Origin of the sequence: Nonomuraea dietziae, assembly GCF_014195505.1 — a bacterium.
GTDB lineage: Bacteria > Actinomycetota > Actinomycetes > Streptosporangiales > Streptosporangiaceae > Nonomuraea > Nonomuraea roseola.
The window spans coordinates 6937123-6960372 of sequence record NZ_JACIBV010000001.1 but is presented as its reverse complement, the minus strand read 5'-3'; the positions used below and the strand labels follow the sequence as shown (position 1 = coordinate 6960372).

Below are 23250 nucleotides of genomic sequence, written 5' to 3'. Positions count from 1 at the left end.
ACTCCTGTCGCGGCCGTCAAGACCCGCGCGGGGAATCAGTCTCCGCGAAGCGCCTTCGCCGTCTCCCTGAGCCTGCCGAGCGCCGCCTTGGCGTAGGCGGGCGAGGCGCCGGCCAGCCCGCACGTGGGCGTGAGCACCACCCTGTTCTGGAGCTCCTCGGCGGCGAAGCCGAGCCGCTGCCACAGGTCGGTGGCCGTCTTGGCGATCACCTTCACGTCGGGCAGGCTGCTGTCGAGGCCGGGCAGCACGCCGAGGAAGAAGTTCACGCCCGCCTCGATCGCCTCGCCGATCGGCTCCTCGTCGCGCCTGGACAGCATCGAGGCGTCCAGCGAGACCGCCCGCACCCCCGCCCTGCGCAGCATGGCGATCGGCACCCTGGGGGCGCAGCAGTGGACGACGGGGTCGGGGAAGAGCCGCAGCGCCTCCTCGGCCCGCCACTCCTCCACAGGGGCGAGCCTGCCGAAGCCCGAGGCCGTCGGCACGGTGCCCGCCAGCACCCCCGGCAGCCCCGGCTCGTCGAGCTGGAGGACGATCTCGGTGACGCCGGGCACCCGCCTGCGCACCGACTCCACGTGGTCGGTCACCCCCTGCACGAGCGAGGCGGTCAGATCGCGCACGGCCCCCTGGTCAGAGAGCATCTTGTCGCCGTGGCGCAGCTCGATCGCGGCCGCCAGGGTCCACGGCCCGCACACCTGCAGCTTGAGCGGCCCCTCGTAGCCGTCGGCGACCTCCTCGAGCCCGTCGAGGTCGCGGGCGAGGTGGTCGACCGCCCTGCGGTGGTCGCGGCCCGGCCGCGAGGCCAGGCGCCAGCCTGAGGGCTGCACCTCCACAGGCAGCTCGACCAGCAGCGCCGCCGTCCTGCCGACCAGGTCGGCGCCGACGCCCCTCGCCGGCAGCTCCGGCAGGTACGGCAGGTCGGGCAGCTCACCGAACACCACCCTGAGGGCCTCGAAGTGATCCTCGCCTGGATGTGATCCGACACCGCTCGCGCCAAAGGACATGAGCCTTAGCTTACTGATGAGAGACGTCCGCGAAGGATCGCGTCCATATGCCGTCTGACCTGGTCCGACAGCGTTTGTCATCAGTGGAGGGGCAGGCGGGCCACTATCTCCGTGCCGCCGCCCTCGCGCCGCCCGGCCGTGCAGGTGCCGCCCGTCTCGGCCGCGCGCTCCCTCATGGAGGTCAGCCCCACGCCCGCGGGAGGGCGGGGCGGCAGGCCCACGCCGTCGTCGCAGACCGCCACGCGCAGTTCCTCGTCCGTGCGTGCCAGGCTCACCAGGCAGGCGGTGGCGCCCGCGTGCCTGCGGACGTTCGTCAGCGCCTCCTGGACGATCCGGTAGACCGCCACCTCCACCGCCGCGGGCAGCCCGTCGAGCGAGCCCTCGGCCACGACGTCCACGCGCGGCCCAGGGGCCTGGCCGAACAGGCGCAGCGCCCCTTCGAGTCCGAGGTCGTCGAGGGCGGGCGGGCGCAGGCCGTAGACCAGCTCGCGCACCGACACGATCGTCGAGGTCATCTCCTCGCGCACGCGCGCCAGCAGCGGAGCCACCGACTCGGGGTCGCGCGCGAGCCGCCTGCGAGCCTCGTCGATCGTCATCGTGACGCTGGTCAGCGCGGGGCCGAGCCCGTCGTGCAGCTCCCTGCCGAGCCGCCGCCGTTCCTCGTCGCGGGTGGTCCTGATGCTCTCGCGTGAGCGCCGCAGATCGGTGGTCAGGCGTACGGCGTGCGCCAGCTCGGCCAGGTGCTTGGCCAGCACGGCCAGCGGCTCCCTGCCCTGCCTGACGCCGTTGAGCAGCAGCCGTCCCACGGGCTCGCCGTGCCAGTCGAGCGGCACCGCCTTCGGCTCCTCGCCCAGCTCGCCGTCCACGATCGTGACCGTCCCCTCGATCTCGACGGCGGCTCCCCTCGCGCCGAGCGCCCACCTGACCACCGAGGTCGCGGTGGCCAGCGCCTCGGCGGGGTCGCCCGCCTCCTGCACGGTACGGCTGAGCCTGTCGGCCGCCCTGTAGGGGTCGCGCTCGACGTCGAACAGGCGGTCGGCGGCCTGCTGGAGGCGCAGCCTCACCGGATGGAAGAGCGCGCCCGCCAGCATCGCCGCCACCAGGCCCGCGACAGGGCCGTAGGAGCCCACCAGGTGGTCGCCCAGCCAGATCAGCGCGGCGTAGATGACCCCGACGACGACCGCGAGCCCGCCGTACACCAGAGTCCTGTTGAGGATGATCTGGATGCCGTAGAGCCGGTGGCGCAGCACGGCGGCGATGATCGAGATCGGGATGCCGCCGGCCAGGACCAGCTGCACGGCCCCCAGCACCGGGTCGTCGCCGCGCACCAGCCAGAAGCCGACGAACACGCCCATGGTGGCGGCGTACCAGGCGATCTGCCTGCACAGCTCAGGACCGGCCGCCAGATAGCGGGAGACCAGCGAGAGCAGGCCGAGCACCGACAGGCCCATCATCGGCGGGGTGATCCACCTCTCGACGGTCTCGGGGACCGTGCCCAGCGCCTCGACGCCGAAGGGGTTGTCGAAGCCCTCCATCTCCAGCTCGAAGCCGGCGTCGGGGCTCAGCCCGAGCAGGAGCGAGTGGCCGACCATCAGGAACAGGTTGCCGTAGAGCACCCACCGCCACCGCCTGGACGGCAGGCGCCCGTCGGGGAAGAGCAGCGGCATGATCCCGATGAACGTGGGCACCGCCCACAGCCACAGCCACAGCGCCAGCCAGCCCAGATAGGGGACGTACGGTCCCGGCGCGTAGGCGGTCAGCCAGTGCGTGCCGGAGAAGGCGAGGCTGTAGACCGCCCACACGACGCCGGTGCCCCACATGATCCACAGGAACGGCAGCCTGGGCCTGCGGTCGATCAGGAAGGCCGCGGCGACGGGGAAGAGCAGCGCGATGGGGTCGATGCCCTCCATCGAGGTGGGCCACGGCACCTGCTCGGCCATCCACCACGACAGCAACGCCGCCGCGGGCGAGAACACCGCGCCCGCCCACGCGATCCCGCGCATCACCGCGCCCCCTCCTCCGCCTTGAGCGGCAGCCGCACGACCACCTCGGTGCCGCCGCCGGGTCTGCCGGTGACCACGCAGTCGCCGCCCGCCTCCGCCGCGCGCTCACGCATCGAGGCCAGCCCCACGCCGTTGCGCCGCTCCTCCTGCAGCCCGATCCCGTCGTCCGAGACGGTCAGCCACAGCTCCTCCTGGCGTTCGAGCCTGATCAGGGCCGTGGTGGCGTGGGCGTGCCTGCGCACGTTCGTCACCGCCTCCTGCGCGATCCTGTACGCGGCCACGCCCACCTCAGGGGGAAGGTCCTTCAGCCGGCCTGTCACCACCACGACCACCCTCGGCCCAGGCCCTTCGGCCAGTGATCTCAGCGCGCCCTCCAGTCCCAGCTCGTCGAGCGCGGGCGGGCGCAGGCCGTAGACCAGGTCGCGCACGTCCCCTATCGCCGTGGCCATCTGGCTGCGCACCCTGTGCAGCAGCGGGTCGACCGCCGCCGGATCCTTCGAAAGGCGCAGCCGCGCCTCGTCGACGGTCATCGCCAGGCTGGCCAGCGTGGGCCCGAGCCCGTCGTGCAGGTCCCTGCGCAGCCTGCGGCGCTCCTCCTCTCGGGTGGCCAGGATGCGCTCCCTGGAACGCTGCAGATCGGCGGTCAGCCGTACGGCGTGGGCCACCTCGGCCAGATGCCTGACCAGCATGTCGAGCAGACCAGGATCAGGCGGCTCGCCCGCCAGCAGCAGCCGGCCCACCGGACGGCCGTGCCAGATCAGCGGCGTGGCCTGCTCGCTAGGCTCGCCGTCGCACACCCTGCGCAGGCTGCCGTCGGACAGCAGCACCTCGACCGCCACCCCGTCGGCCTGGAGCGCCTGCCTGATCGCGGTCGCCGCCGACTCCAGCGCCTCGACCGGGCCGCTGGCCCGCTGGACGCTCTGGTTGAGCCGGTCGGCCACCCTGTAGGGGTCGCGCTCGACCTTGAACAGGCGGTCCGCGACCTCCTGGAGGCGTTGCCTCACGGGGTGGAACAGGGCCCCCGCCGCCAGCGCGGCGACCAGGCCGGCCCACGAGCCGAGGCCCGCCGCCACGGCGATGATCCCGAAGTAGACGGCTCCGACGACCACGGTGAGGACGGCGTAGACGAGCGCGCGGTTGACGACCAGGGCGAGATGCCGGCGACGGTCGCGCGGGAACGCTCCAACGGAGAGGACGCCGGACCGGCCCGCCGCGCACCCCTGCGGCAGGCCCGGCGCCCCCAGTAATTTTCTCCCCATATGTCGCGGATCCTAGGGGCGAGATGTCCCGTCGTCACGGGACTCAGGCCCTGTCCTATCGTGGGACAGGTGAAGCTCACCAAATTCGGCCACGCCTGCGTCCGGCTCGAGAAGGACGGCAAGGTCCTGGTCATCGATCCTGGAACACTCACCGACGCGGCCGCCCTCGACGGCGCCGACGCCGTGCTGATCACGCACAACCACTTCGACCACGCCGACCGCGACAAGCTGCTGACCCTGTCCGCCGAGGTCGAGGTGTGGACCTGCGAGGGTGTCGCCTCTGGCGCCGCCGAGGGACTGCCCGCGAAGGTCCAGACCGTACGGCACGGCGACGCCTTCGACACGGCCGGCTTCGGCGTGAGGGTGTTCGGCGAATGGCACGCCGCCAACCACCCCGACATGCCGATCGTCGACAACGTCGGCTTCCTGCTGGACGAGGAGGTGTTCTACCCGGGCGACGCCTTCACGGTGCCCGACGCCTCCGTCGGGACGCTCATGGTGCCCACGGGCGCGCCCTGGCTGAAGATGTCGGAGGTCATCGGGTACCTGCGCACGGTGAAGCCCGCTCGCGCCTACTCCACCCACGACGCGCTCTACAGCGAGGCCGGCCTCGGCCTGGTGGACGGCTGGCTGCAGATGGAGTCGGAGAAGCAGGGCGCCGACATTCGCCGCATCGCCGTCGGCGACTCGGTCACGCTCGCCTGATCCCGCCCCCGGCCGACCCTGGTGGAGAGGGTCAGGCGGCGGTGGCGATGGTGGCCGAGCCGATCACGGTGTCACCGGAGTAGAGCACGGCCGCCTGACCCGCCGCCACGCCCGTGGCGGGCTGGTCGAGCGTGATGACGACCTCGCCGTCGCGCGTCTCGAAGCGGCAGCCGTAGACCTCGCCGTGGGCGCGCAGCTGCACCGACAGCTCCCCCGTGGCCTCGGGGCCGTTCCAGACGGGCCGCACGCAGGTGATCTCGGTGACCTGGAGCGCCTCGCGAGGGCCCACGGTCACCGTGTTGGAGACCGGCTCGATCGACAGCACGTAGCGCGGCCTGCCGTCGGCGGTCGGGCGGTCGATGTGCAGGCCCTTGCGCTGGCCGATGGTGAAGGCGTAGGCCCCGTGGTGGGAGCCGACGACCTCGCCCTCCTGGTCGACGATGCTGCCGGGCTCCTGGCCCAGGCGCTTGGCCAGGAAGCCCCTGGTGTCGCCGTCGGCGATGAAGCAGATGTCGTGGCTGTCGGGCTTGTCGGCGACGGTCAGGCCGCGCCTGGCCGCCTCCTCGCGCACCTCGGCCTTGGTGGAGTCGCCGAGCGGGAAGATCGCGTGGCTGAGCTGCTGCCTGGTGAGCACGCCCAGCACGTACGACTGGTCCTTGCCCTGGTCGACGCTCCTGGACAGCACGCCGTCGGTGAGCCTGGCGTGGTGACCCGTGGCCACCGCGTCGAAGCCCAGCGCCAGCGCCCTGTCGAGCACCGCTTCGAACTTGATCTTCTCGTTGCAGCGCAGGCAGGGGTTGGGCGTGCGGCCGGCGGCGTACTCGGCGACGAAGTCCTCCACCACGTCGCGCTGGAAGCGCTCGGCCATGTCCCAGATGTAGAACGGGATGCCGATGACGTCGGCGGCGCGGCGGGCGTCGCGGGAGTCCTCGATCGTGCAGCAGCCCCTGGCCCCCGTACGGTGGGATTGGGGATTGGCCGAGAGCGCCAGATGCACACCGGTGACATCGTGGCCCGCCTCGGCGATCCGAGCAGCGGCCACGGCGGAATCGACGCCGCCCGACATGGCGGCAAGCACACGCAGTCCCATGACGTTTCGAGACTACCGTCTCGCCGGTGCCCGCTCGGCCCTCAGGGCCGCCGGCGTGGGTCCCCTCACCACGCCGCCGCGCCCATGGACGCGGAGCGGCTCGCCGTACAGGGCGAGAACGGGGAGCCTCGCGCCCGCGCGATGCGAGAATGCTGGGTTATGCGACTGTTCGGGCGCAAGGACGAAGAAGAAGAGGTCGCCGAGGACACCGGCGACGGGCTGGCCGAGTTCTGGGAGTGGTGGCAGCAGGCCAGACCGGGGATCGACGCGATGGTCGAGGCGGGCGAGGCCGAGCGGCTCTCGGAGCTGATCGCGCCTGCCGTCAGCGCGGTCCATCCCGGCCTGGTCTGGGAGGTCGCGCCCGGGGGGAAGGCACAGCAGGCGCTGGTGGTGACCGCGGCGGGCGACCCCGAACTGCGGTCGCTGGCGCACCGGTGGGCCAAGGCGGCGCCCGAGAGCGACGCGCTGTGGGAGTACCACCCCTCGCGCCAGGCCAACCCCGAGGCGATGGAGCTCACGCTGGACGTGGGCGGCTACGAGTTCGCCCTCGACAAGCTGTTGCTCGGCCTGCGCGTGCCCAGGGGCGTTCCGCGCATGGACATCGCCGCCTTCCACCCCGTCTTCGTCATGCTCGACGAGGAGACGAGGATGGAGGCGACGCTGCTCTCCCTCGACTGGCTGCTCGGCGAGGACGACGTGGCCAGATGGGTCGGCGAGATCACGCCTGCCACGTTCCAGCCGATCGACTCCGTCGAGGCCGTGCACCTGCCCTCGGTGATCGCCGACCTGGCCTCCGAGTACGCCGAGGAGCAGTGGGCGCTGCTGGAGGGCCAGACCGCGGGCGGCGCGCCGCTCATCGCCACGGCCCGCTATCCGCTGAGGCCCGTCGACTACCCGCTCTACGACCAGCACATCCAGATCACGCTGCCCTACGCCCACGCCGACGAGAACGGCCTGCCCGTGGACGGGTCACTGGCCTCGCTCAGGGAGTTCGAGGAACGGCTGGCGGCCCGTCTGGGCAGGCTGCACGCCGACGGGGTGCTGGCCGCGCACCTCAGCGCCGAGGGTACGAGGGTCATCCATGTCTACGCCGACCCCACAGGCGAGGCGGCCATCCACGCCAAGGAGCTGATCGTGAGCTGGGAGGAGGGCCAGCCGCTCGTCGACGTGGTCAGCGATCCCGGCTGGACCTCGGTCGCGCCGTTCCTGTCCTAGCCCGGCTGGTCAGGCCCGCCGTGCGCTCAGCTGAGGCCCGCGCGGCGGGCTCGCTCGACGGCGGCGGGCAGGACCTCGATCAGGCGGTCGACGTCGTCCTGCGTGGAGGTGTGGCCCAGGGTGAAGCGGAGCGAGCCGCGGGCGGCCGCGGCGGGCGCGCCCATCGCCAGCAGCACGTGGGACGGCTGAGCCACCCCGGCCGAGCAGGCCGAGCCCGTCGAGCACTCCACACCCTTGGCGTCGAGAAGCATCAGCAGCGCGTCGCCCTCACAGCCGGGGAAGGAGAAGTGGGCGTTGCCCGGCAGCCGGTCGACGGGGTCGCCGTTGAGTATCACGTCGGGCACGGCCTGCCGTACGCGGCGGATGAGGTCGTCGCGCAGCGCGCTGAGGCGGATCGCCTGCGCCTGCTGCCCCTTCGCCGCCGCCTCGACGGCCGCGGCGAGACCGGCGATGGCGGGAGCGTCGAGGGTGCCCGAGCGCACGTCGCGCTCCTGGCCTCCGCCGTGCAGGACGGAGACGGGCGTGACACCCCGCTCCAGCAGCAGCGCGCCCACCCCCATGGGCCCGCCGACCTTGTGGCCGCTCAGCGTGAGCGCCTGCGCGCCCGAGTCGGCGAAGGAGACCGGCAGCACGCCGACCGCCTGCACGGCGTCGGTGTGGAAAGGGATGCCGTGGTCGCGCGCGATCGACGCCAGGACGCGGATCGGCTGGACCGTGCCGACCTCGTTGTTCGCCCACATGACGCTGACCAGGGCCACGCTCTCGGGATCGCGCTCGATGGCGGCGCGCAGCGTGTCGGGGTGGACCCTGCCGTGGGAGTCGACCTCGAGCAGCTCGACCTCGGCGCCCTGCCGGTCGGCCAGCCACCTGGCGGGGTCGAGCGCGCCGTGGTGCTCGATCGCGCTGATCAGGATGCGCCTGCGCGGCTCGCGGGCCCAGTAGAGGCCCTTGATCGCGAGGTTGTCGGCCTCGGTGCCGCCCGCGGTGAAGACCACCTCGCTGGGCCGGGCGCCCAGGGCGTCGGCGATCGCCTCACGCGACTCCTCGACCACCCGGCGGGCCTGTCGTCCGGCGGCGTGGAGCGACGATGCGTTTCCGACGCGGCCGAGCTGTTGGGTCATCGCCTCGATGGCCTCAGGAAGCATCGGAGTGGTCGCCGCGTGATCTAGGTAGGCCGGGCTCACCCGATCAGCGTATCTCGTTTGCCACTGTACCGTCCGGACGGTACAGTAGACCCTATGAGGCGAGACGAGTTGCTTGACGCCGCAGAGGAGCTCCTCTGCGACCAGGGCTCGGCCGCGCTCACCCTCGCCGCCGTCGCCGACAGGGCCGGCGTGAGCAAGGGCGGGCTCCTCTACCACTTCAGCAGCAAGGAAGCTCTGATCAAGGGCATGGTCGAGCGGCTCATCGGGGACTTCGACGACCTGATGGCGGCCCAGCCGCACGACACCTACACCAAACGCTACCTGGGCGCCACGCTCGCCGCCGTCCGCTCGGGCCGGCTGCGACGATGGGCCGTCGTGACGGGGGCCTCGGGCAACCTGTTCCTCCTCGCGCCGCTCCGCGACGCGATGACCAGGTGGCACCGTGAGGCCCTGGCCGAGGAGGCCGACCCCGTCGCCTCCCAGATCGTCCGGCTGGCGTGCGAAGGGCTGTGGGACGTGGCCAGCCACGACCCCGGGCTCCACTCGGAGAGCGACCTCGTCGCGCTCGAGGCCAGGCTCCTGGCTCTGCTCTAGCGCCCGCGGCACGCCTCCTTCCAGAAGAGCCGCACGCCGCGCGTGGTCGCCACGTTCCCCGTTTCCCCCGTTCCCCGCTCCCCGGACGAACGGCGCCCGACCAGGCGCCGCCGCTCCTGGCTGCCATTTCCCTGACAAGCGGCGCCCCCCGTGGGGCGCCGTTCACTGACTGAGCGGCGCCCCACGAGGGCGCCCACCTGACGATCCGAGAGGTGTTGACGATGACCCGCGACCTGAGGACTGCCCGTTATGGGTCGATCCTCACTTTTGTCCTGGCTGGCTTGATGGTGGGCACGATGACCGTGCGCATCCCGGCACTGACCGACAAACTCGGCCTGTCCGAAGCGACGGTCGGCGTGATCCTGCTCGTGTGGGGTCTGGGCGCGCTCGTGACCATGCAGTCCATGCGCGGGATCATGCAGCGCGCGGGCAGCCGGACGGTCCTGCGGGTCGGTGGCCCTGCCACCGCGCTGTCGCTGCTCGGCATCGGCTGCGCGCCGAACCTGCCGTCGCTCCTGGTGGCGGTGGCCGTCTTCGGCATGGCCTTCGGCACCGTCGACATCGCCATGAACGCCCAGGGCTCGACGGTCGAGCAGGCCTACGGCAGGCCGCTGATGAACGGCATGCACGCGGGCTGGTGCGTCGGCGCCATCGCGGCAGGCGGCATCGGCAGCCTCGCGATCGCCCTCGGCCTGTCCTACACCGCCAACCTCTCGCTGGTCGCGCTGATCTCGCTCCCCCTCGTCATGATCATCGGTCGTACCTACCTGCCCGAACCCCCCGTCGTACGGACCACGGCCAAGGCGCGCAAGAGGCTGCCCGCGGTCGTCTACCTGCTGGGCGCGATCATGTTCTTCGCGTTCATGGTGGAGGGCACCGTCGCCGACTGGAACGGCCTGTTCATGCGCGACGAGCTCGGCGCGCCCGAGGCGATCGCCGCGCTCGGCTACCCGGTATTCGAGGTCGGCATGCTGCTGGCCAGGCTGGGCGGTGACCGGCTGCGCGGGCGGTTCGGCGTGCGAGGCATCATGACCGTCTCCGGCGTGGCCACGGCCGCGACGTTCGCGATCGTGCTGACCGCCGCCACTCCGCTGATCGCGGTCTTCGCGATGTTCTTCGTCGGGCTCGGCGTCGCCACCATCTCGCCGATGACGCTGTCGCTGGCGGGCACCGCCACCGACAACCCCGGCCCCGCGATCGCCCAGGCGGGCGCGATGGGCTACGCGGGTCTGCTGCTCGGCCCCGTGGCGATCGGCCTGATCAGCGACTTCACCTCACTGCGCATGGCCCTCGGCATCGCGGTCGTGCTCGGCGTGCTCATCGCCGTCGCGGCACGGTTCCTGCCCCGCCACGAGACGACCACGACCACCCCCGCCCACGTCGAGGAGCGCACCCCCGCAGGAGTCGCCGCCTGACCCGGCGGCCCCTTGGGAGCCGCCCACACGCGTGAGAGGCTCGGTCGATGACCGCCCGCTCCGAACGGATGGACCTGGACGCCTACGTCGAACGCGTCAGGAACGGCCCCTGCTTCGTCTGCGCCATCGTGTCAGGCGACCCCGCCCACGACCTCGAGGAGATCCTCTACGAGGACGACAGGCACCTGGCCTTCCTCGCCCGCTATCCCACCGTCCCCGGTTACGCGCTCGTCTGCCCGAAGGCGCACGTCGAGCACGCGGTCAGGGACCTGGACGAGGACGACTACCTCGCGCTGATGGCCGTGGTGCGCAGGGTCGCGCTGGCCGTGGAGGCGGCGGTGCCCTCCGAGCGGACCTACCTGCTCACGCTGGGCAGTCAGCAGGGCAACTCGCACCTGCACTGGCACATCGCGCCGCTGCCGCCGGGCACGCCGTACCACGAGCAGCAGTTCTACGCGCTGATGAGCGAGAACGGCCTCATCCCGTGGGACACCGGGCGGGCGGCCGCCCTGGCCGCCCGCATCCGCGCCGCGCTCGCCGGCTGACCGTCCGCCACGACACGAGAACGGCGGCCCCCCCCTGAGGCAGGGGGCCGCCGTTCTCGTGCTGTGCTACTTGCGCTTGCTGACCTCGTCCGCGAGCTGCGGGACGATCTGGTGCAGGTCGCCGACGACACCGAAGTCGGCGAGCTCGAAGATCGGCGCCTCCGGGTCCTTGTTGATCGCGACGATGGTCTTCGCCGTCTGCATGCCCGCCCGGTGCTGGATCGCACCCGAGATGCCCGCGGCGATGTAGAGCTGCGGCGAGACCGTCTTGCCCGTCTGGCCGACCTGGAACTGGTGCGGGTACCAGCCCGCGTCGGTGGCCGCGCGGGAGGCGCCGACAGCGGCGCCCAGGACGTCGGCCAGCCCTTCGATGATCGAGAAGTTCTCCGCCGAGCCCACGCCACGGCCGCCGGAGACGACGATCGCCGCCTCGGTGAGCTCGGGGCGAGCGCCCTTCTCCTGCTTGACGCGCTCGACGATCTTCGAGGCCTTCGCGGCGTCCGACAGCGCGACCGACACCTCCTCCTCGGCGCCCGCGGCGGGCGCGGGAGCGGGGGCGGTGGAGTTCGGGCGGACCGCGATGATCGGGGTGCCCTTGGTCACGCGCGAGTGGACGTTGACGCCGCCACCGAAGATGGACTGGTCGGCGACGAAGCCCTCGCCCACGCCGACCGCGTCGGTGATGACGCCCGAGTCGGTCTTGACGGCCAGCCGACCGGCGACCTCCTTGCCCTCCGCCGTGGCGGCGACGAGGACGGCCGCAGGCGCGGCGGAGCCGACCAGCTGCGCCAGCAGCTCGGCCTTGGGGGCGACGACGTGGTCGACCACGTCGGCGGAGCCCGCGACGTAGATCTTCTCCGCGCCGTACTCGGCCAGCTTGGCCTTGGCGTCGGCGCCGAAGCCAGGGCCCGCCCATACGGCCGACGGGGTGCCGAGCGAACGGGCCAGGGTCAGCAGTTCGAGCGTGACCTTCTTGACCTCGCCGTCGACCTGCTCAACGAGAACGAGAATCTCCGACATATCTGCTGTTCTCTCCCGTGCTCAGATGAACTTCTTGGACGCGAGGAACTCGGCGGCCTTGACGCCACCGTCGCCCTCGTCCTTGACGATCGTGCCCGCCGCGCGCGGAGGGGCGGCGGCGAAGTCGACGACCTCGGACCAGGCGGCGCCGAGGCCGACCTGCGCGGCGTCGATGGAGGCGTCGCCCACGGAGAGGGTCTCGACCGGCTTCTTCTTGGCCGCCATGATGCCCTTGAAGGACGGGTAGCGAGGCTCGTTGATCTTCTCGACCACGGAGACGACGGCCGGCAGCGTGGCCTCGACCTTGTCGTAGCCGTAGTCGGTCAGACGCTGGATGGAGATCGAGGAGCCCTCGACGTCCACCTTGTTGGCCAGCGTCAGCTGGGCGGCGCCGAGGCGCTCGGCCAGCATGGCGGCCAGCACGCCGGTGCGCGCGTCGGTCGACTCCGAGCCGAGGATGACCAGGTCGAACCCGATCTTCTTCAGCGTCTGGGCCATCGCGTAGGAGGTCGAGAGGGCGTCCGAGCCGTGCAGGGCGTCGTCGCTCAGGTGGACCGCCTTGTCCGCGCCCATCGCCAGGGCCTTGCGGATGGTCTCGGTGGCCTTGCCGGGGCCCATGGTGAGGACGGTCACTTCACCGCCGTGGGCCTCCTTGAGCTTCAGGGCCTCCTCGACCGCGTACTCGTCAAGCTCGTTGACGACGCCGTCGGCGGCGTCGCGGTCGAGCGTCTTGTCATCGGACCGGAGCTTGCGCTCGGTCGCCGTGTCGGGGACCTGCTTCACGCAGACGACGATGTTCATGGCCGGTGGCCGACCTCCCGTAATCGCATGCTCGGATGAGTGCTGTCCAGACTGCCAGACTGCCCAGGGCCCCTACTCCACGGCCCTCGGGTCGCCATGTTACCCATGAGTAGCTTTGACGCAAACCCGCAGGTAGCCTCACCTTACCGAACTTTGTTCCGGAATCCTGCTGTCACCCCCCTCGCACATCGCGATCAGGCGTTGAGCAGGAAGACCACTCCGACGACCAGCGCCGTGCCCGCGAAGAGCGCCAGCGTGAACGGGCTGAACAGCGTGCTGAGCACCAGCCACAGCGCCACGACCCCCGCCACGGACGACAGGTCGGTCACCATGCGGCGGCTCCTGAACAGGCCACGCGAGAGCAGCGCGATGCCCGCGTCGACGACCACGATGAGCGAGTAGGAGGCCAGCAGGAGCAGCGACGCCTCGGGCAACGGGGTCCTGGCCGCGGCCGCCAGCAGGGCGACGAAGATGCCCGAGCCGACCACCCACCGCCTGCGGATCTTCTCCCTGTGGCGGGCTCGCGCCTCGTCCACCGCCGCCACGCCTGGACGCCACTCGCGGGTGGACAGGTCGTGCAGGTCGGGCGGCTCCAGGCCGGCCCTCCTGCCCGTCGAGAAGACGGCGCCAGGCCCTGCCTCCGTGGAGAGGTAGCCGCCCTGCTCGTGGCCGGCCGAGCCCGGCACCCCCATCGCGCTCGGCGCGGGGCGGCGGGCCGTACCGCTGAGGCCTCGCACGCCGTGGCGTCCGCGAGCGGGCGCGTCGACACCCAGCCTGGCGCAGACCTGCGCGGCCGTCGGCCGCGCGGCGGGGTCGCGCACCAGGCAGTCGCGCAGCAGGGGCTCCAGCCAGGCGGGCGCGCCCTCCAGGTCGGGCTCGTGATGGACGACCCGGTAGGCGACCGCCGACAGCGGGCCCGTGCCGTACGGCTGGCGCCCCGTGGCCGCGTAGGCCAGCGTGGCGGCGAAGGAGAACACGTCGGCGGGAGCGCCGGCCTCCTGCCCCTCCAGCACCTCGGGCGCCAGATAGCCCGGCGTGCCGACCACCGCTCCTGAAGCGGTGACCGACAGCGAGTCGAGCGCCGAGGCGATGCCGAAGTCGATCACGACGGGCTCGCCGTCGGCCATCATGACGTTGGCGGGCTTGAGGTCCCTGTGCACCACGCCCGCCTCGTGAATGGACATCAGCGCCTGGGCCAGCCCCCTGGCCAGGCGGCGCAGATCGTCGACGGGCACCGGCACCACGCTGAGCGCCCGCCCTTGGACGTAACGGGTCACGAGGTAGGGGCTGTCGCCCGACATCGAGGCGTCCAGCACCTCGGCCACGTGCGGCCCCTCGACCAGGCGCATCGTCTCGACCTCGCGTTCGAGCCTGGTCAGGGCGGAGGCCTCGGCGGCGACGTGCGGGTGCAGCACCTTGACCGCCACCGTGCGGCCCTCGGGGTCGAGCGCGAGGTGGACCTCGCCGAACCCGCCGGACCCCAGAGGAGAGAGAAGGCGGTAGGGGCCCAGGTGCTCACCGTCAGGCTCGCTCATGTCTCCATAGTGCCCCGCGGAGGGGCGCCGGAGAACACGTCATGACCAGGGTGTGAGGAAGCCGAGACCGAGGCTCGTCATGAGGGAGTCGATGAGCCCTCCGATGAGCCCCGTCACGCTCTCCCTGGCGCTGCGGGTCAGCTCCCTCACCACGTCGGAGGGCTGCTCCCACGGGTGCCACGTGGGCGTCTGGCCCATCGCGAACAGCACCGCGAGCAGCGCCGCCGTGCCGACGACCAGCGCGACCACCAGCCCGGCTCCAGGGCTGCGGATGACGCCGGTCAGCGTGCGGGTGACGGCCTTGCGCGGCGCGCCCCCTCCCGGCAGCAGGAACAGCCCGGCCGCGAAGGCGCCTGCCGCGTAGGCCACCGCCTGGTCGCTCTCGATCTTCAACCCGTAGTGCAGCACGCCCCAGACGCACACGCCCCACAGGATCGACAGCGGCACCTGCACCAGCGACACCAGCGCCGCCTTGATCAGCGCCCATGGCGTGCCGAGCAGGATCAACGCGGGATCGGCCGCGCTGCTGCCGCGCAGCTGGCGGCGCGCGACCAGGTCACCGAAGAGGTACTCGCCCACGCGCAGCACCAGCGCGATCACCACGGCGGCCGCGCCGACCATCACCGGCATCATGACCGCCAGTGCGACCAGCAGCGTCAGCAGCAGCGCCGCGATGAGCGGATGCCCCACGCGGTACTTCGGCCGGTCGGCCCGCGGCGGCGTGTAGGGCCTCGGCTGAGTGGCGGGCTGCGGCGGCCGCACGGCCGCCGCCTGCTGTGGCGCGGGGTAGCCCGCGACCCGCTGGTCGGGGTACGGCGCGGGCGGCCGGTAGGGCGGCACGTTCGCCGGCACGTACGGCGGCGGCTTCGGCTCCTTGCGGGGCTTGGCCTCCTTGCGCGGCTGCGGCGCGGGCCTCGGCGGCTTGGCGTACTCGACCGGCGGCAGCAGGTCGGAGTAGCTGTCGTCGCGCGCGAGCGTCTTGGTCCTGTTGACCGGCGGTGGTGGCGACGACTCCAGGACCCGCGTGCCGCTCGGCGGGGTCTCGTTGAAGGCCGTCACCGAGGGGTCGAGCCTGCGCGCCATACGCAGCAGCTCCTGCGCCGCGGGCCTTGCGCGGGGGTCGACCGCCAGCGCCTTGCCGAGCCAGCCGCGCAGCCACGCGGGCGCCTTGTCGAGCTGCGCCCGGCCTTCCATGATGTTGAAGCAGATGACCTCGAACGTCCCCGTGCCGAACGGCGGCGCGCCCACGGCGGCGAAGAACACCGTGGAGGCCAGCGCGTGCACGTCGGCCGCCTGGGTGATCTCCGTGTCGCGGATGATCTCGGGCGCGAGGTAGCCGGGCGTGCCGACGAACATGCCCGTCTGGGTCAGCCTGGTGGCGTTGACCAGGTGCGCGATGCCGAAGTCGATGACCAGCGGCTCGCCGTCGACCAGCATGACGTTGGACGGCTTGAAGTCGCGGTGGATGACGTCGGCGGCGTGGATGGAGACGAGCGCCGAACACAGCCCCTGCGCCAGCCTGATCAGCTGCGCCGCCGGCAGCGGGCCCTCGGCGAGGACGGTCTCCTCGAGCGTGCGTCCCGGAGCGAACCTCGTCACGACGTACGGCTGCCCGCCGACGAGCTCGGCGTCGAGCACCTCGGCGACGTGCCGGCTGCGCACCCTGCGCATGGTCTCGACCTCGCGGGTCAGCCGGTCTCGCGCCTTGAGGTCGGCGGCGACGTGGGGGTGCAGCACCTTGATGGCGACCTCGCGCCCCTCTTCGTCGATCCCGAGGTGGACAACCCCCATGCCACCCTCGCCGATCTTCCTGACCAGTCTGTAGGGACCGAGACGCTCGGGCGCCTGGGTGTTGCCGGTGCTCATCTACTCATCCCCCTCCTTGGCCCGCCTTCCCCCGCAGGTCCATCAGCCTGTCCGTGAGCGGACTCACGTCGACGGGCACCCATACCGACTTTCTACCCATTTCGGGCACTGTGCCGAGCGCCAGGACCAGCGAGAGCGCGGCTCCGACGGCGAGCACGCCGGCGGTCACCATGGCCACCGTACGCGACGGAACCAAGGAGGCGAGCGTCCTGCGCATCTGCCGTCCCGGAGCCTCGACGCCGGGACCCGCGCAGACGGTCCACAGGGCGATCGCTCCACCCCAGGCCAGCGCGTTGGCCAGCGGCATCGAGTGCACGAGCACGGTGAGCAGCAGGGTGACGGGCAGGCCCAGGATCAGCGCGTACGGCACCAGCGCGACCGTGATGCCGATCGACTTCAGCAGCGCGGCGGGCTGGGCGAACACGCGCAGCACGTCGGCAGCGGCCGAACCCGTCGAACGCCTGACGTTGAGCTGCGGCTGGGCCAGGTCGGCCGCGCGCAGCAGCACGGCGAACGGGATCGCCACCGCGCTGACGATCAGCGGCGCCAGCACGGCGAGCACGATCATGACGACGAGCAGCATGGCGCCCGCGACGCCGTACGCCTTGGAACGCTGCAGCGCCAGGCCGGGGCGCGCCCCAGGGATGCGCGGCTCGCGCCAGGTCTCGGGGTCGGGCGCGGGATGACCGGCCTGCGGGTACTGGTGGCCGTAGGGCTGCGGGGCACCGCGAGGGTAGTCGGGCGCGTCGGGGCGCACCCTGCGCGTGGGGATGTCACCGTCGCGCGGGTACGGTGGCGCGCCAGGATAGCCGCCTGCCTGCCCGCCCTGCGCGGGGAAGCCCGACGAAGGACCGCCCTGCGCGGGGAAGCCCGACGAAGGACCGCCCTGCGCGGGGAAGCCCGACGAAGGACCGCCCTGCGCGGGGAAGCCCGACGAAGGGCCGCTCTGTGCGGGGAAGCCCGGCGACTGGCCGCCGGGCGCGGGGAAGCCCGGCGACTGGCCGCCGGGCGCGGGGAAGCCGCCTGCGTGGCCCGCTGAAGGGAACCCGCCGGGCGGGTTCGGCGCGCCAGGAGGGGTGTGCGGGGCGCTGTGGTCGGCCTGGTTGCCCGGCCATGGGCGGCTTGTGGGCGGCTCGGTGGAGGCCCTGGTCGGCACGTCCCACGGGTGGGCGGGCACGCCGCCCTCCTCACGCATCTGCCGCAGCTCCTCGGGCGTCACGCGTCTGGTCGGCCACGGGTCGCCGCCGGTCGTGGCGTGCTCGCCCGCCTGCCCGGGACCCGAGGGCCCATGACCGCCCGAACCCGGGCCCGTCGCCCCGTGCCCGCCGGTGCCGGGACCCGTGGGGCCGCCGGCGGGGCCCGCCTGGCCGTGACCGCCCGTTGAGGGACCCACGTGGCCGCCCGTCGAGGGACCCGAGGGGGCCTGGTTGCCGAGGAGGGAGACGAACTCCTGGCTGCCGGGGGCGCCGGCGCCGGACATGGGCGCGGCGCCGCCGTACGGGCCTGACAGGGACGGCTGACCGAGCGGAGGCCTGGCGGGCGGGATCGCCGGCGTGGGCACGTCGGCGGGGTCGGTCACAGGGCGCGAGCCCGGACGGTCGGGCCTGGGCACGGTGGAGATCTCGTCGGGCACCCTGGCGGACTTGGGCAGCAGCCTGGCGGTCTGCTCGGCCAGGTCGGCCGCCTTGGGCCGCTTGGAGGGGTTGCGCTGGAAGGCTGCCTTGAGCAGCGGCTGCAGCTCGCGCGGCGCCGCCGACACCTCGGCCTTGCCCGCCGTGATGTTGTAGAAGATCATCTCCAGCGTGCCCTTGCCGAAGGGCGGCTGGCCGGTCGCGCCGAACAGCAGCGTGCCCGCCCACGCGTGGATGTCGACCTCGGGGCCCGCCTCATGACCCTCGATGATCTCGGGCGCGAGGTAGCCGGGCGTGCCGATGAACATGCCGGTCTGGGTCAGCCTGGTCGCGTCGACCGCCTGGGCGATGCCGAAGTCGATCAGGACGGGGTCGCCGTCGAGGATCAGCACGTTGCCCGGCTTGAGGTCGCGATGGATCACTCCGACGGAGTGGACGGCGGCCAGCGCCGAGGCCACCCCGTGCGCGACCCTGACCAGCGCGGGCAGCTCGAGCGGACCGTCCTGCTTGACGACCTCGTCGAGCGGACGGCCTGCGACGTAGCGGGTGACGATGTACGGGCGGTGTCCCGTGACGTCGGCGTCGAGCACCTCGGCGATGTACTTGCTGCGCACCCGCCGCATCGTGTCGACCTCACGCGAGAGCCGCCGCCTGGCGACGTCGTCGCCGGCGACCTCGGCCCTGAGGACCTTGACCGCCACCTGCCGTCCCTGCGGGTCGACAGCGAGGTGGACAACGCCCATGCCCCCTTCACCGAGCCGCCTGAGCAGCCGGTAAGGGCCTAGTCGGTCATCGTTCATGGCATGAAGCACCATACCGGCTCAAACCCCGCCCACGAGATGAACCACAAGGTCACATTCCCACTCGTGTAACGTCTGAAGTGACCCCATAGGTTTCCCAATCATCGGTCTCGCATTGGTCTCAATTCGCCAGATCGAGGACCTCCGCGGTCTTCAATCCGGCCAGAGCGGCCCCCGGCAGGGCGAGCTTCGAACGCCGCACACCACTGCCGATGACCACCTCGGGATGGGCCGCCACCCTGCTGTCGACCAGGATCGGCCAGCCCTCGGGCAGGCCCAGCGGGGTGATGCCGCCGTACTCCATGCCGGTCAGCGAGACCGCGTCGTCCATGGAGGCGAAGCTGATCTTGCGTGCGTCGAGATGTCTCCTGATCACGCCGTTGACGTCGGCCCTCGTCGTGGCCAGCACCATGCAGGCGGCGTAGCGCACCTCGCCGCCCCGCCTGCCCGCCACCACCACGCAGTTGGCGGAGGCGTCCATCGCCACGCCGTACCGGTCGCAGAAGGCGGCGGTGTCGGCCAGCTCGGCGTCGATCTCGGCCACGCGCACCTCCTCCTTCAGCTCACGTACGGCTCTCGCCACCGGTTCGGCGAGCAGGTCCATCCGGTCGAGGGCGGGCACCCATCTGAGATCCATGCGCAGGACCCTACGCCGACGCTGTGACACGCCGGTGCAGCTGGGTGACCGTACTCCTCGCCGACTCCATGGCACCCGCCTGCCATGCGACCAGGTGGGTGAGCCAGTCGCCCGCGAAGTACACCCTCCCCGACGGACGTTGCAGGAGAGTGAAGGACGAATCAAAGGCCGGCCAGCGCACCCATCCGCCCTGGAGATGAGGCTGGCGCTCCCACGCGATCGAGACGCTCGACAGCAGCTCGGCGCGGTACTTCTCGCCGTGGATCTTCTTGCCCTGGGTGAGCGCGCGGCGCCTGCGGTCCTCGGGAGTGAGCGCCCCGTACAGCTCGGCGGGCTCGCCCGAGTTGTAGTAGCCGACGAGCAGGCCGCGCTCGGAGTGGTAGCCGTAGGAGGGATACCAGATGTGTGTGATGTCGAGATCGGTCTCGGTGACGCCGCCGTAGATGCGGTCCTCGAGCTCCCACCAGCGCCTGCCGTACTCCAGGCCGATCTTGCCTGCCGCCACGGGGACGGGCGTGCGGAGCGCGGCGGTGACGAGGGCGCCCAGGTTGTGCGGAATCTTCGCCAGGATGTGCGGGGGCAGCGTGGTGACGCAGTAGTCGGCGGTGAGCTCGCCGCCTTCCCAGGTGACGGTGACGGACCCGGCCTGGTCGGTGATCTTCGTGACCCTGGCTCCGGTCCTGACGCGGTCGCGGCCGACCGCCTCGACCAGCCTGGTGACGATCGCGTCCATGCCGCCGACCGGCTGGAACATCGGGGTCGCCTGGTCGTAGCCGAAGTCGTTGGTGATCGCGCGGCCGACTCCCGCGGCGAGCACCTCGTGCAGGCCGGCGGGTGAGGTCAGCGCCGTTCCGCCGTCCATGCCCGGATATCTCGTGAAACCGCGGCGCTCGGAGCCTTCGTAGGTGAGCTTGGGCCCCAGGTCTCCGAACCTGCGCAGGAACTCCAGGAGGCGCTCGCGGTCCTCGCCCGTGAGCCTGCGGTCGAGCGCGCGGTGGTGGGTGGCCTTGGCCAGCAGCTCCGCGACATAGCCGTACATGTCGGCGCGAGCGGTCTTGTTGCGGACCGTCCTTCCCTCGGTGTGCACGTACGCCGAGGCGTTGGAGTTGACGAAGGTCTCGATGGGGACGCCGAGCTCGCGGCAGTAGTCCATCGTCACCATCCACGGCGCGATCCTGCCGGGGCCCGCGTTGAAGTAGACGCCCTCGCCGAAACGGGCGTCCTGGGCGGCCCCGTTGAGCTCGGTGAGCCTGTCGCCGCCGCGCAGGGTGAGGTTGCGCCCGCCGATCCTGTCGCTCGCCTCGAGCAGCGTGCAGTCGTAGCCCGCCTTGCCCAGCTCGTAGGCGACCGTCAGCCCCGCGACGCCCGCGCCGAGGATGACGACCTTGGCGGCGCCCCTGCCCTTGAGCGTGAAATCACCCTGCCTGGGCGGGGTGAACGTCTTGTCCTGCTCGGAGGGGGCCAGCCCCAGCGCGCCCATCGCCGCGTACATCGCGCCGGCGCCGCCGGCCGCTCCGATGCCGACCAGCAGTCCGCGCCTGGTCAGCGTGCCCCTGTCAGCCATAGGGCCCGCTGCCGCAGGCCACCTGCCCACCGATGGTCGCGAACAGCCCCATCAACGCCATGATCTGGGTGAAGTCGTCGGTGGCGAACTCGATCTCCCGCGCGCCCGTCTGCTTCACGCCCGGCACCAGCCCGCAGGCCGCCGCGATGGCCGTGGAGTTCCACTCCACGCCCAGCGTGTACGGCCGGTCCGTCTCGTAAGGTGTGAACCCGCTCAACCTGCCGAGCGCTCGCGCAGCCCCCTCACGGATTCGCGCCTGAGCCACGCTCGGTGGCAGCAGTTCGGCCGAGAACTTGTCGATGCCCTTCTTGACCGCGACCGTCTCGACCTCGCCCAGCAGCTCCGCCGCCTCCTGGCCGACCGCCTCGTCGCCGGTGACCAGCGCGACGGGCACGCCGTGGAAGCCCGCGCACGCCGCGACCAGCCGCGTCTCGCCGCAGGGCGCGCCGTTCAGGAAGACGTTCTGGATCTCCTTGCCCATCCACGTGTGGTTGAGCACGCCGTGCTGCACGCCGGCCCTCGCGTGGTAGCCGACGAACATCGCGGCGTCGAAGGAGGCGTCGAGCCCCTGCGCCATGCGCTGCGACTTGCCGGGGCCGCGGATCAGCGTCGCGCGGGGGTCGAGCAGGTCGATCCTGAGGTTCTTGGTGGAGCCGTGCGCGTCGTTGACCAGCACGCTGGTGGCGCCCGCGTCGAAGGCGCCCTCGATGGCGGCGTTGGCGTCGGCGGTCATGAGCTCGCAGCCGCGCTCGTAGCCGCGCTTGCCCGCGTGCATCTCCTCCGGGTCGGTCAACCCGGTCACGCCCTCCATGTCCACCGACAGGTAGACCTTCATGCCGCGCCACCCCATGTCTCGACTCGCCGCGCCTGGGCCTCGTCCATGAACCCGACGTTCTCCGCCATGAACCGCTCCGCCCGCTCCCGCCACGGCTCGGGGATCTCCTCGATCGCCGGCCTGTAGCAGTGGTCGAGCCAGCCGGTGGACTCCTCGGTGGCCCCGAGGTACCCGGCCGCCCTGGCGAAGGGCGTCTTCTCGATGCCGGGAACCCTCGCGCAGCCGTACTCGATCATCTCCTGCCCGCCGTACGGCGGGGGCTCCTGCCACTTGCGCGCCACGGGACGGTCCGCGGTGATCGGCGTGTCCATCGGACGGCGCTCCACCGCGGCCTGGATGAGCTCCTTGTACAGGCACTTGCCGCACGTACGGCAGGGCCCCGAGGTGCCGCGCAGGCACCAGCGCACCTGTGCCTTGAGCGGGGAGTCGAGCGCGATCCTCATCGTGATCGCCTCGCTCACGCCGCCCACGGGCAGCACGATCCGCAGCCCCGCTGCGGCGAACAGCCGCCCCCACATGCCGTGGGGCGCCCACATCGGGTTGTCGGGGGTGAAGCGGTGCACGTACCGCCCTCCGCCCAGCCAGCGGGAGCCGATCTCGTACCCGAGGCCGACGCCGCCCAGCCCCAGCCTGTCGGCGTTCAGCAGGGCCCCCACCATGACGGCGTGGTGCTCGGGATAGCCGGGACGCGGCTCGGCCAGCGTGAACTCCAGGTCCGACTCGACCGTGGTCACCTCGCGGCCGGTCTGCGCGGCCAACTTGGCCAGCACGTCGGAGCGGTAGTGCGGCCAGCGGTTCGGCACCCTGCTGTGCGATACCCGCCTGAAGTGCACGAACGGCGCGTCGGGGAAGACCGCCGCGGCGGCCACCGAGTCGGCGCCGCCGCTGTAGGAGATCGCCAGCGTGGGGCCGGGGTCGCGCGGCGGGCCTCCCACGGGGCCCGCCTCGATCCCCCAGCCGTCGTGGAGCGCGGCGGCCAGCGCGCTCGACACGGGACGGTCGAAGGTGATGCGCCTTCTGGTCCAGGGCGCGACGACCGTCCAGGCGGCGACGGCCCAGAGGTCGTTGTGCGCGTCGGAGGGGACGCCCTTGACCTCGCAGGAGTTGACCGCCAGCTTCACGGGGTAACCGTCGGACACGGTGCCGGTGATCTCGTCCTCGGGGTCGAGCCTGAAGGTGAGCTCGCCGCCCTTCCAGCTCACGCGCACGACTGCCCCCCGCCCACGGCGCCCTCGTTCGCGGCCCTGAGTTCGTCGACCGCCTGCCAGAGCAGGACCTCGTTCTGCAGGATCCTGTCGAGCGCCTGGGCCGTCTCGTGGGCCAGCCTGTGCGCCTCGGCCGCCTTCTCCGCGACCGCCGTGGCGGCCGCCGCCTGCGCCGCGGGCTGCGGGCCCTGCTGCCTGGCCGCCCTGAGCCGCCTGACCTCCTCCTGCAGAGTGGTCACCTCACGGCGCAGCGTCTGAACCTCCCACAGCGCGTCCTTGATGTCCTGCCGATGGTCGGCGACCGAGATGTAACGGGAGTCGAACCACGAACGGACGGCCTTCTTCAGCCGCGCGGGGACGGGGACGCGCATCATGAAACGCCAC

The 23250-nt window shown here is 72.0% G+C and carries 20 protein-coding genes; 5 read left to right on the top strand and 15 right to left on the bottom strand.

What is annotated here, in order from left to right:
* Window positions 1–35 precede the first annotated feature (35 nt).
* From FHR33_RS33245 to FHR33_RS33235, 3 genes are all read right to left on the bottom strand, one after another.
* Complete coding sequence (locus FHR33_RS33245; protein WP_183656186.1) at window positions 36–1001, bottom strand: methionine synthase; 966 nt, start codon at window positions 999–1001, stop codon at window positions 36–38.
* Window positions 1002–1081: 80 nt separating this feature from the next.
* Window positions 1082–3004, bottom strand: coding sequence for a sensor histidine kinase (locus tag FHR33_RS33240; protein WP_183660445.1), 1923 nt, complete (start codon window positions 3002–3004; stop codon window positions 1082–1084).
* On the bottom strand, window positions 3004–4263 hold the full coding sequence (locus FHR33_RS33235) for a sensor histidine kinase (protein WP_183656173.1): 1260 nt from the start codon (window positions 4261–4263) through the stop codon (window positions 3004–3006). The genes FHR33_RS33240 and FHR33_RS33235 overlap by 1 nt, the downstream gene beginning before the upstream one ends.
* Window positions 4264–4332: 69 nt before the next feature.
* Between FHR33_RS33235 and FHR33_RS33230 the strand changes: the two genes are divergently transcribed.
* The gene (locus FHR33_RS33230) at window positions 4333–4968 is read left to right on the top strand and encodes an MBL fold metallo-hydrolase (RefSeq protein ID WP_183656170.1); all 636 of its coding nucleotides are present in this window, start codon (window positions 4333–4335) and stop codon (window positions 4966–4968) included.
* A 31-nt stretch (window positions 4969–4999) separates the two neighbouring features.
* Here the strand turns inward: FHR33_RS33230 and mnmA are convergent, their stop codons facing one another.
* Window positions 5000–6058 carry a tRNA 2-thiouridine(34) synthase MnmA gene (gene mnmA, locus FHR33_RS33225; protein ID WP_183656167.1) on the bottom strand — a complete coding sequence of 353 codons (1059 nt, stop codon included), beginning with the start codon at window positions 6056–6058 and terminating at the stop codon, window positions 5000–5002.
* Between the two features lie 159 nt (window positions 6059–6217).
* Here mnmA and FHR33_RS33220 point away from each other — a divergent pair, with 159 nt between their 5' ends.
* Entirely contained in the window at window positions 6218–7273 is a 1056-nt protein-coding gene (locus FHR33_RS33220; RefSeq protein WP_183656164.1) for a DUF695 domain-containing protein, read from the top strand.
* Between the two features lie 26 nt (window positions 7274–7299).
* On the opposite strand, the gene FHR33_RS33215 is transcribed toward FHR33_RS33220, so the two are convergent.
* Window positions 7300–8457, bottom strand: coding sequence for a cysteine desulfurase family protein (locus FHR33_RS33215; protein WP_183656161.1), 1158 nt, complete (start codon window positions 8455–8457; stop codon window positions 7300–7302).
* Between the two features lie 54 nt (window positions 8458–8511).
* Here FHR33_RS33215 and FHR33_RS33210 point away from each other — a divergent pair, with 54 nt between their 5' ends.
* The 3 genes from FHR33_RS33210 (at window position 8512) to FHR33_RS33200 (ending at window position 10972) form a co-directional block, all read left to right on the top strand.
* Window positions 8512–9012, top strand: a complete 501-nt coding sequence (locus FHR33_RS33210; protein ID WP_183656159.1) for a TetR/AcrR family transcriptional regulator — start codon at window positions 8512–8514, stop codon at window positions 9010–9012.
* 296 nt (window positions 9013–9308) lie between these two features.
* Window positions 9309–10427, top strand: a complete 1119-nt coding sequence (locus tag FHR33_RS33205; RefSeq protein ID WP_246452254.1) for an MFS transporter — start codon at window positions 9309–9311, stop codon at window positions 10425–10427.
* A gap of 47 nt (window positions 10428–10474) precedes the next feature.
* Complete coding sequence (locus FHR33_RS33200) at window positions 10475–10972, top strand: HIT family protein (protein ID WP_246452253.1); 498 nt, start codon at window positions 10475–10477, stop codon at window positions 10970–10972.
* 66 nt (window positions 10973–11038) lie between these two features.
* Here the strand turns inward: FHR33_RS33200 and FHR33_RS33195 are convergent, their stop codons facing one another.
* The 10 genes from FHR33_RS33195 to FHR33_RS33150 all read right to left on the bottom strand — a co-directional run bounded on the left by FHR33_RS33195 (window position 11039) and on the right by FHR33_RS33150 (window position 23240).
* Window positions 11039–11992, bottom strand: a complete 954-nt coding sequence (locus FHR33_RS33195; protein ID WP_183656155.1) for an electron transfer flavoprotein subunit alpha/FixB family protein — start codon at window positions 11990–11992, stop codon at window positions 11039–11041.
* 21 nt (window positions 11993–12013) lie between these two features.
* Window positions 12014–12793, bottom strand: coding sequence for an electron transfer flavoprotein subunit beta/FixA family protein (locus FHR33_RS33190; protein WP_183656153.1), 780 nt, complete (start codon window positions 12791–12793; stop codon window positions 12014–12016).
* 194 nt (window positions 12794–12987) lie between these two features.
* A complete protein-coding gene (locus FHR33_RS33185) occupies window positions 12988–14328 on the bottom strand; it encodes a serine/threonine-protein kinase (RefSeq protein ID WP_183656151.1) in 1341 nt (446 codons plus the stop codon).
* Between the two features lie 39 nt (window positions 14329–14367).
* The gene (locus FHR33_RS33180) at window positions 14368–16194 is read right to left on the bottom strand and encodes a serine/threonine protein kinase (RefSeq protein WP_183656148.1); all 1827 of its coding nucleotides are present in this window, start codon (window positions 16192–16194) and stop codon (window positions 14368–14370) included.
* A 4-nt stretch (window positions 16195–16198) separates the two neighbouring features.
* A complete protein-coding gene (locus FHR33_RS49300; RefSeq protein ID WP_221241353.1) occupies window positions 16199–18625 on the bottom strand; it encodes a serine/threonine-protein kinase in 2427 nt (808 codons plus the stop codon).
* Between the two features lie 121 nt (window positions 18626–18746).
* Window positions 18747–19262 carry a YbaK/EbsC family protein gene (locus tag FHR33_RS33170; RefSeq protein ID WP_183656145.1) on the bottom strand — a complete coding sequence of 172 codons (516 nt, stop codon included), beginning with the start codon at window positions 19260–19262 and terminating at the stop codon, window positions 18747–18749.
* A 10-nt stretch (window positions 19263–19272) separates the two neighbouring features.
* Entirely contained in the window at window positions 19273–20826 is a 1554-nt protein-coding gene (locus tag FHR33_RS33165) for a flavin monoamine oxidase family protein (RefSeq protein ID WP_183656142.1), read from the bottom strand.
* Entirely contained in the window at window positions 20819–21661 is an 843-nt protein-coding gene (locus tag FHR33_RS33160; RefSeq protein WP_183656139.1) for a M55 family metallopeptidase, read from the bottom strand. The genes FHR33_RS33165 and FHR33_RS33160 overlap by 8 nt, the downstream gene beginning before the upstream one ends.
* Complete coding sequence (locus tag FHR33_RS52875) at window positions 21658–22869, bottom strand: DUF6395 domain-containing protein (RefSeq protein ID WP_183656137.1); 1212 nt, start codon at window positions 22867–22869, stop codon at window positions 21658–21660. Before FHR33_RS52875 ends, FHR33_RS33160 begins: the two co-directional genes overlap by 4 nt.
* The gene (locus FHR33_RS33150) at window positions 22860–23240 is read right to left on the bottom strand and encodes a hypothetical protein (RefSeq protein ID WP_183656135.1); all 381 of its coding nucleotides are present in this window, start codon (window positions 23238–23240) and stop codon (window positions 22860–22862) included. Before FHR33_RS33150 ends, FHR33_RS52875 begins: the two co-directional genes overlap by 10 nt.
* Between the last annotated feature and the right edge of the window lie 10 nt (window positions 23241–23250).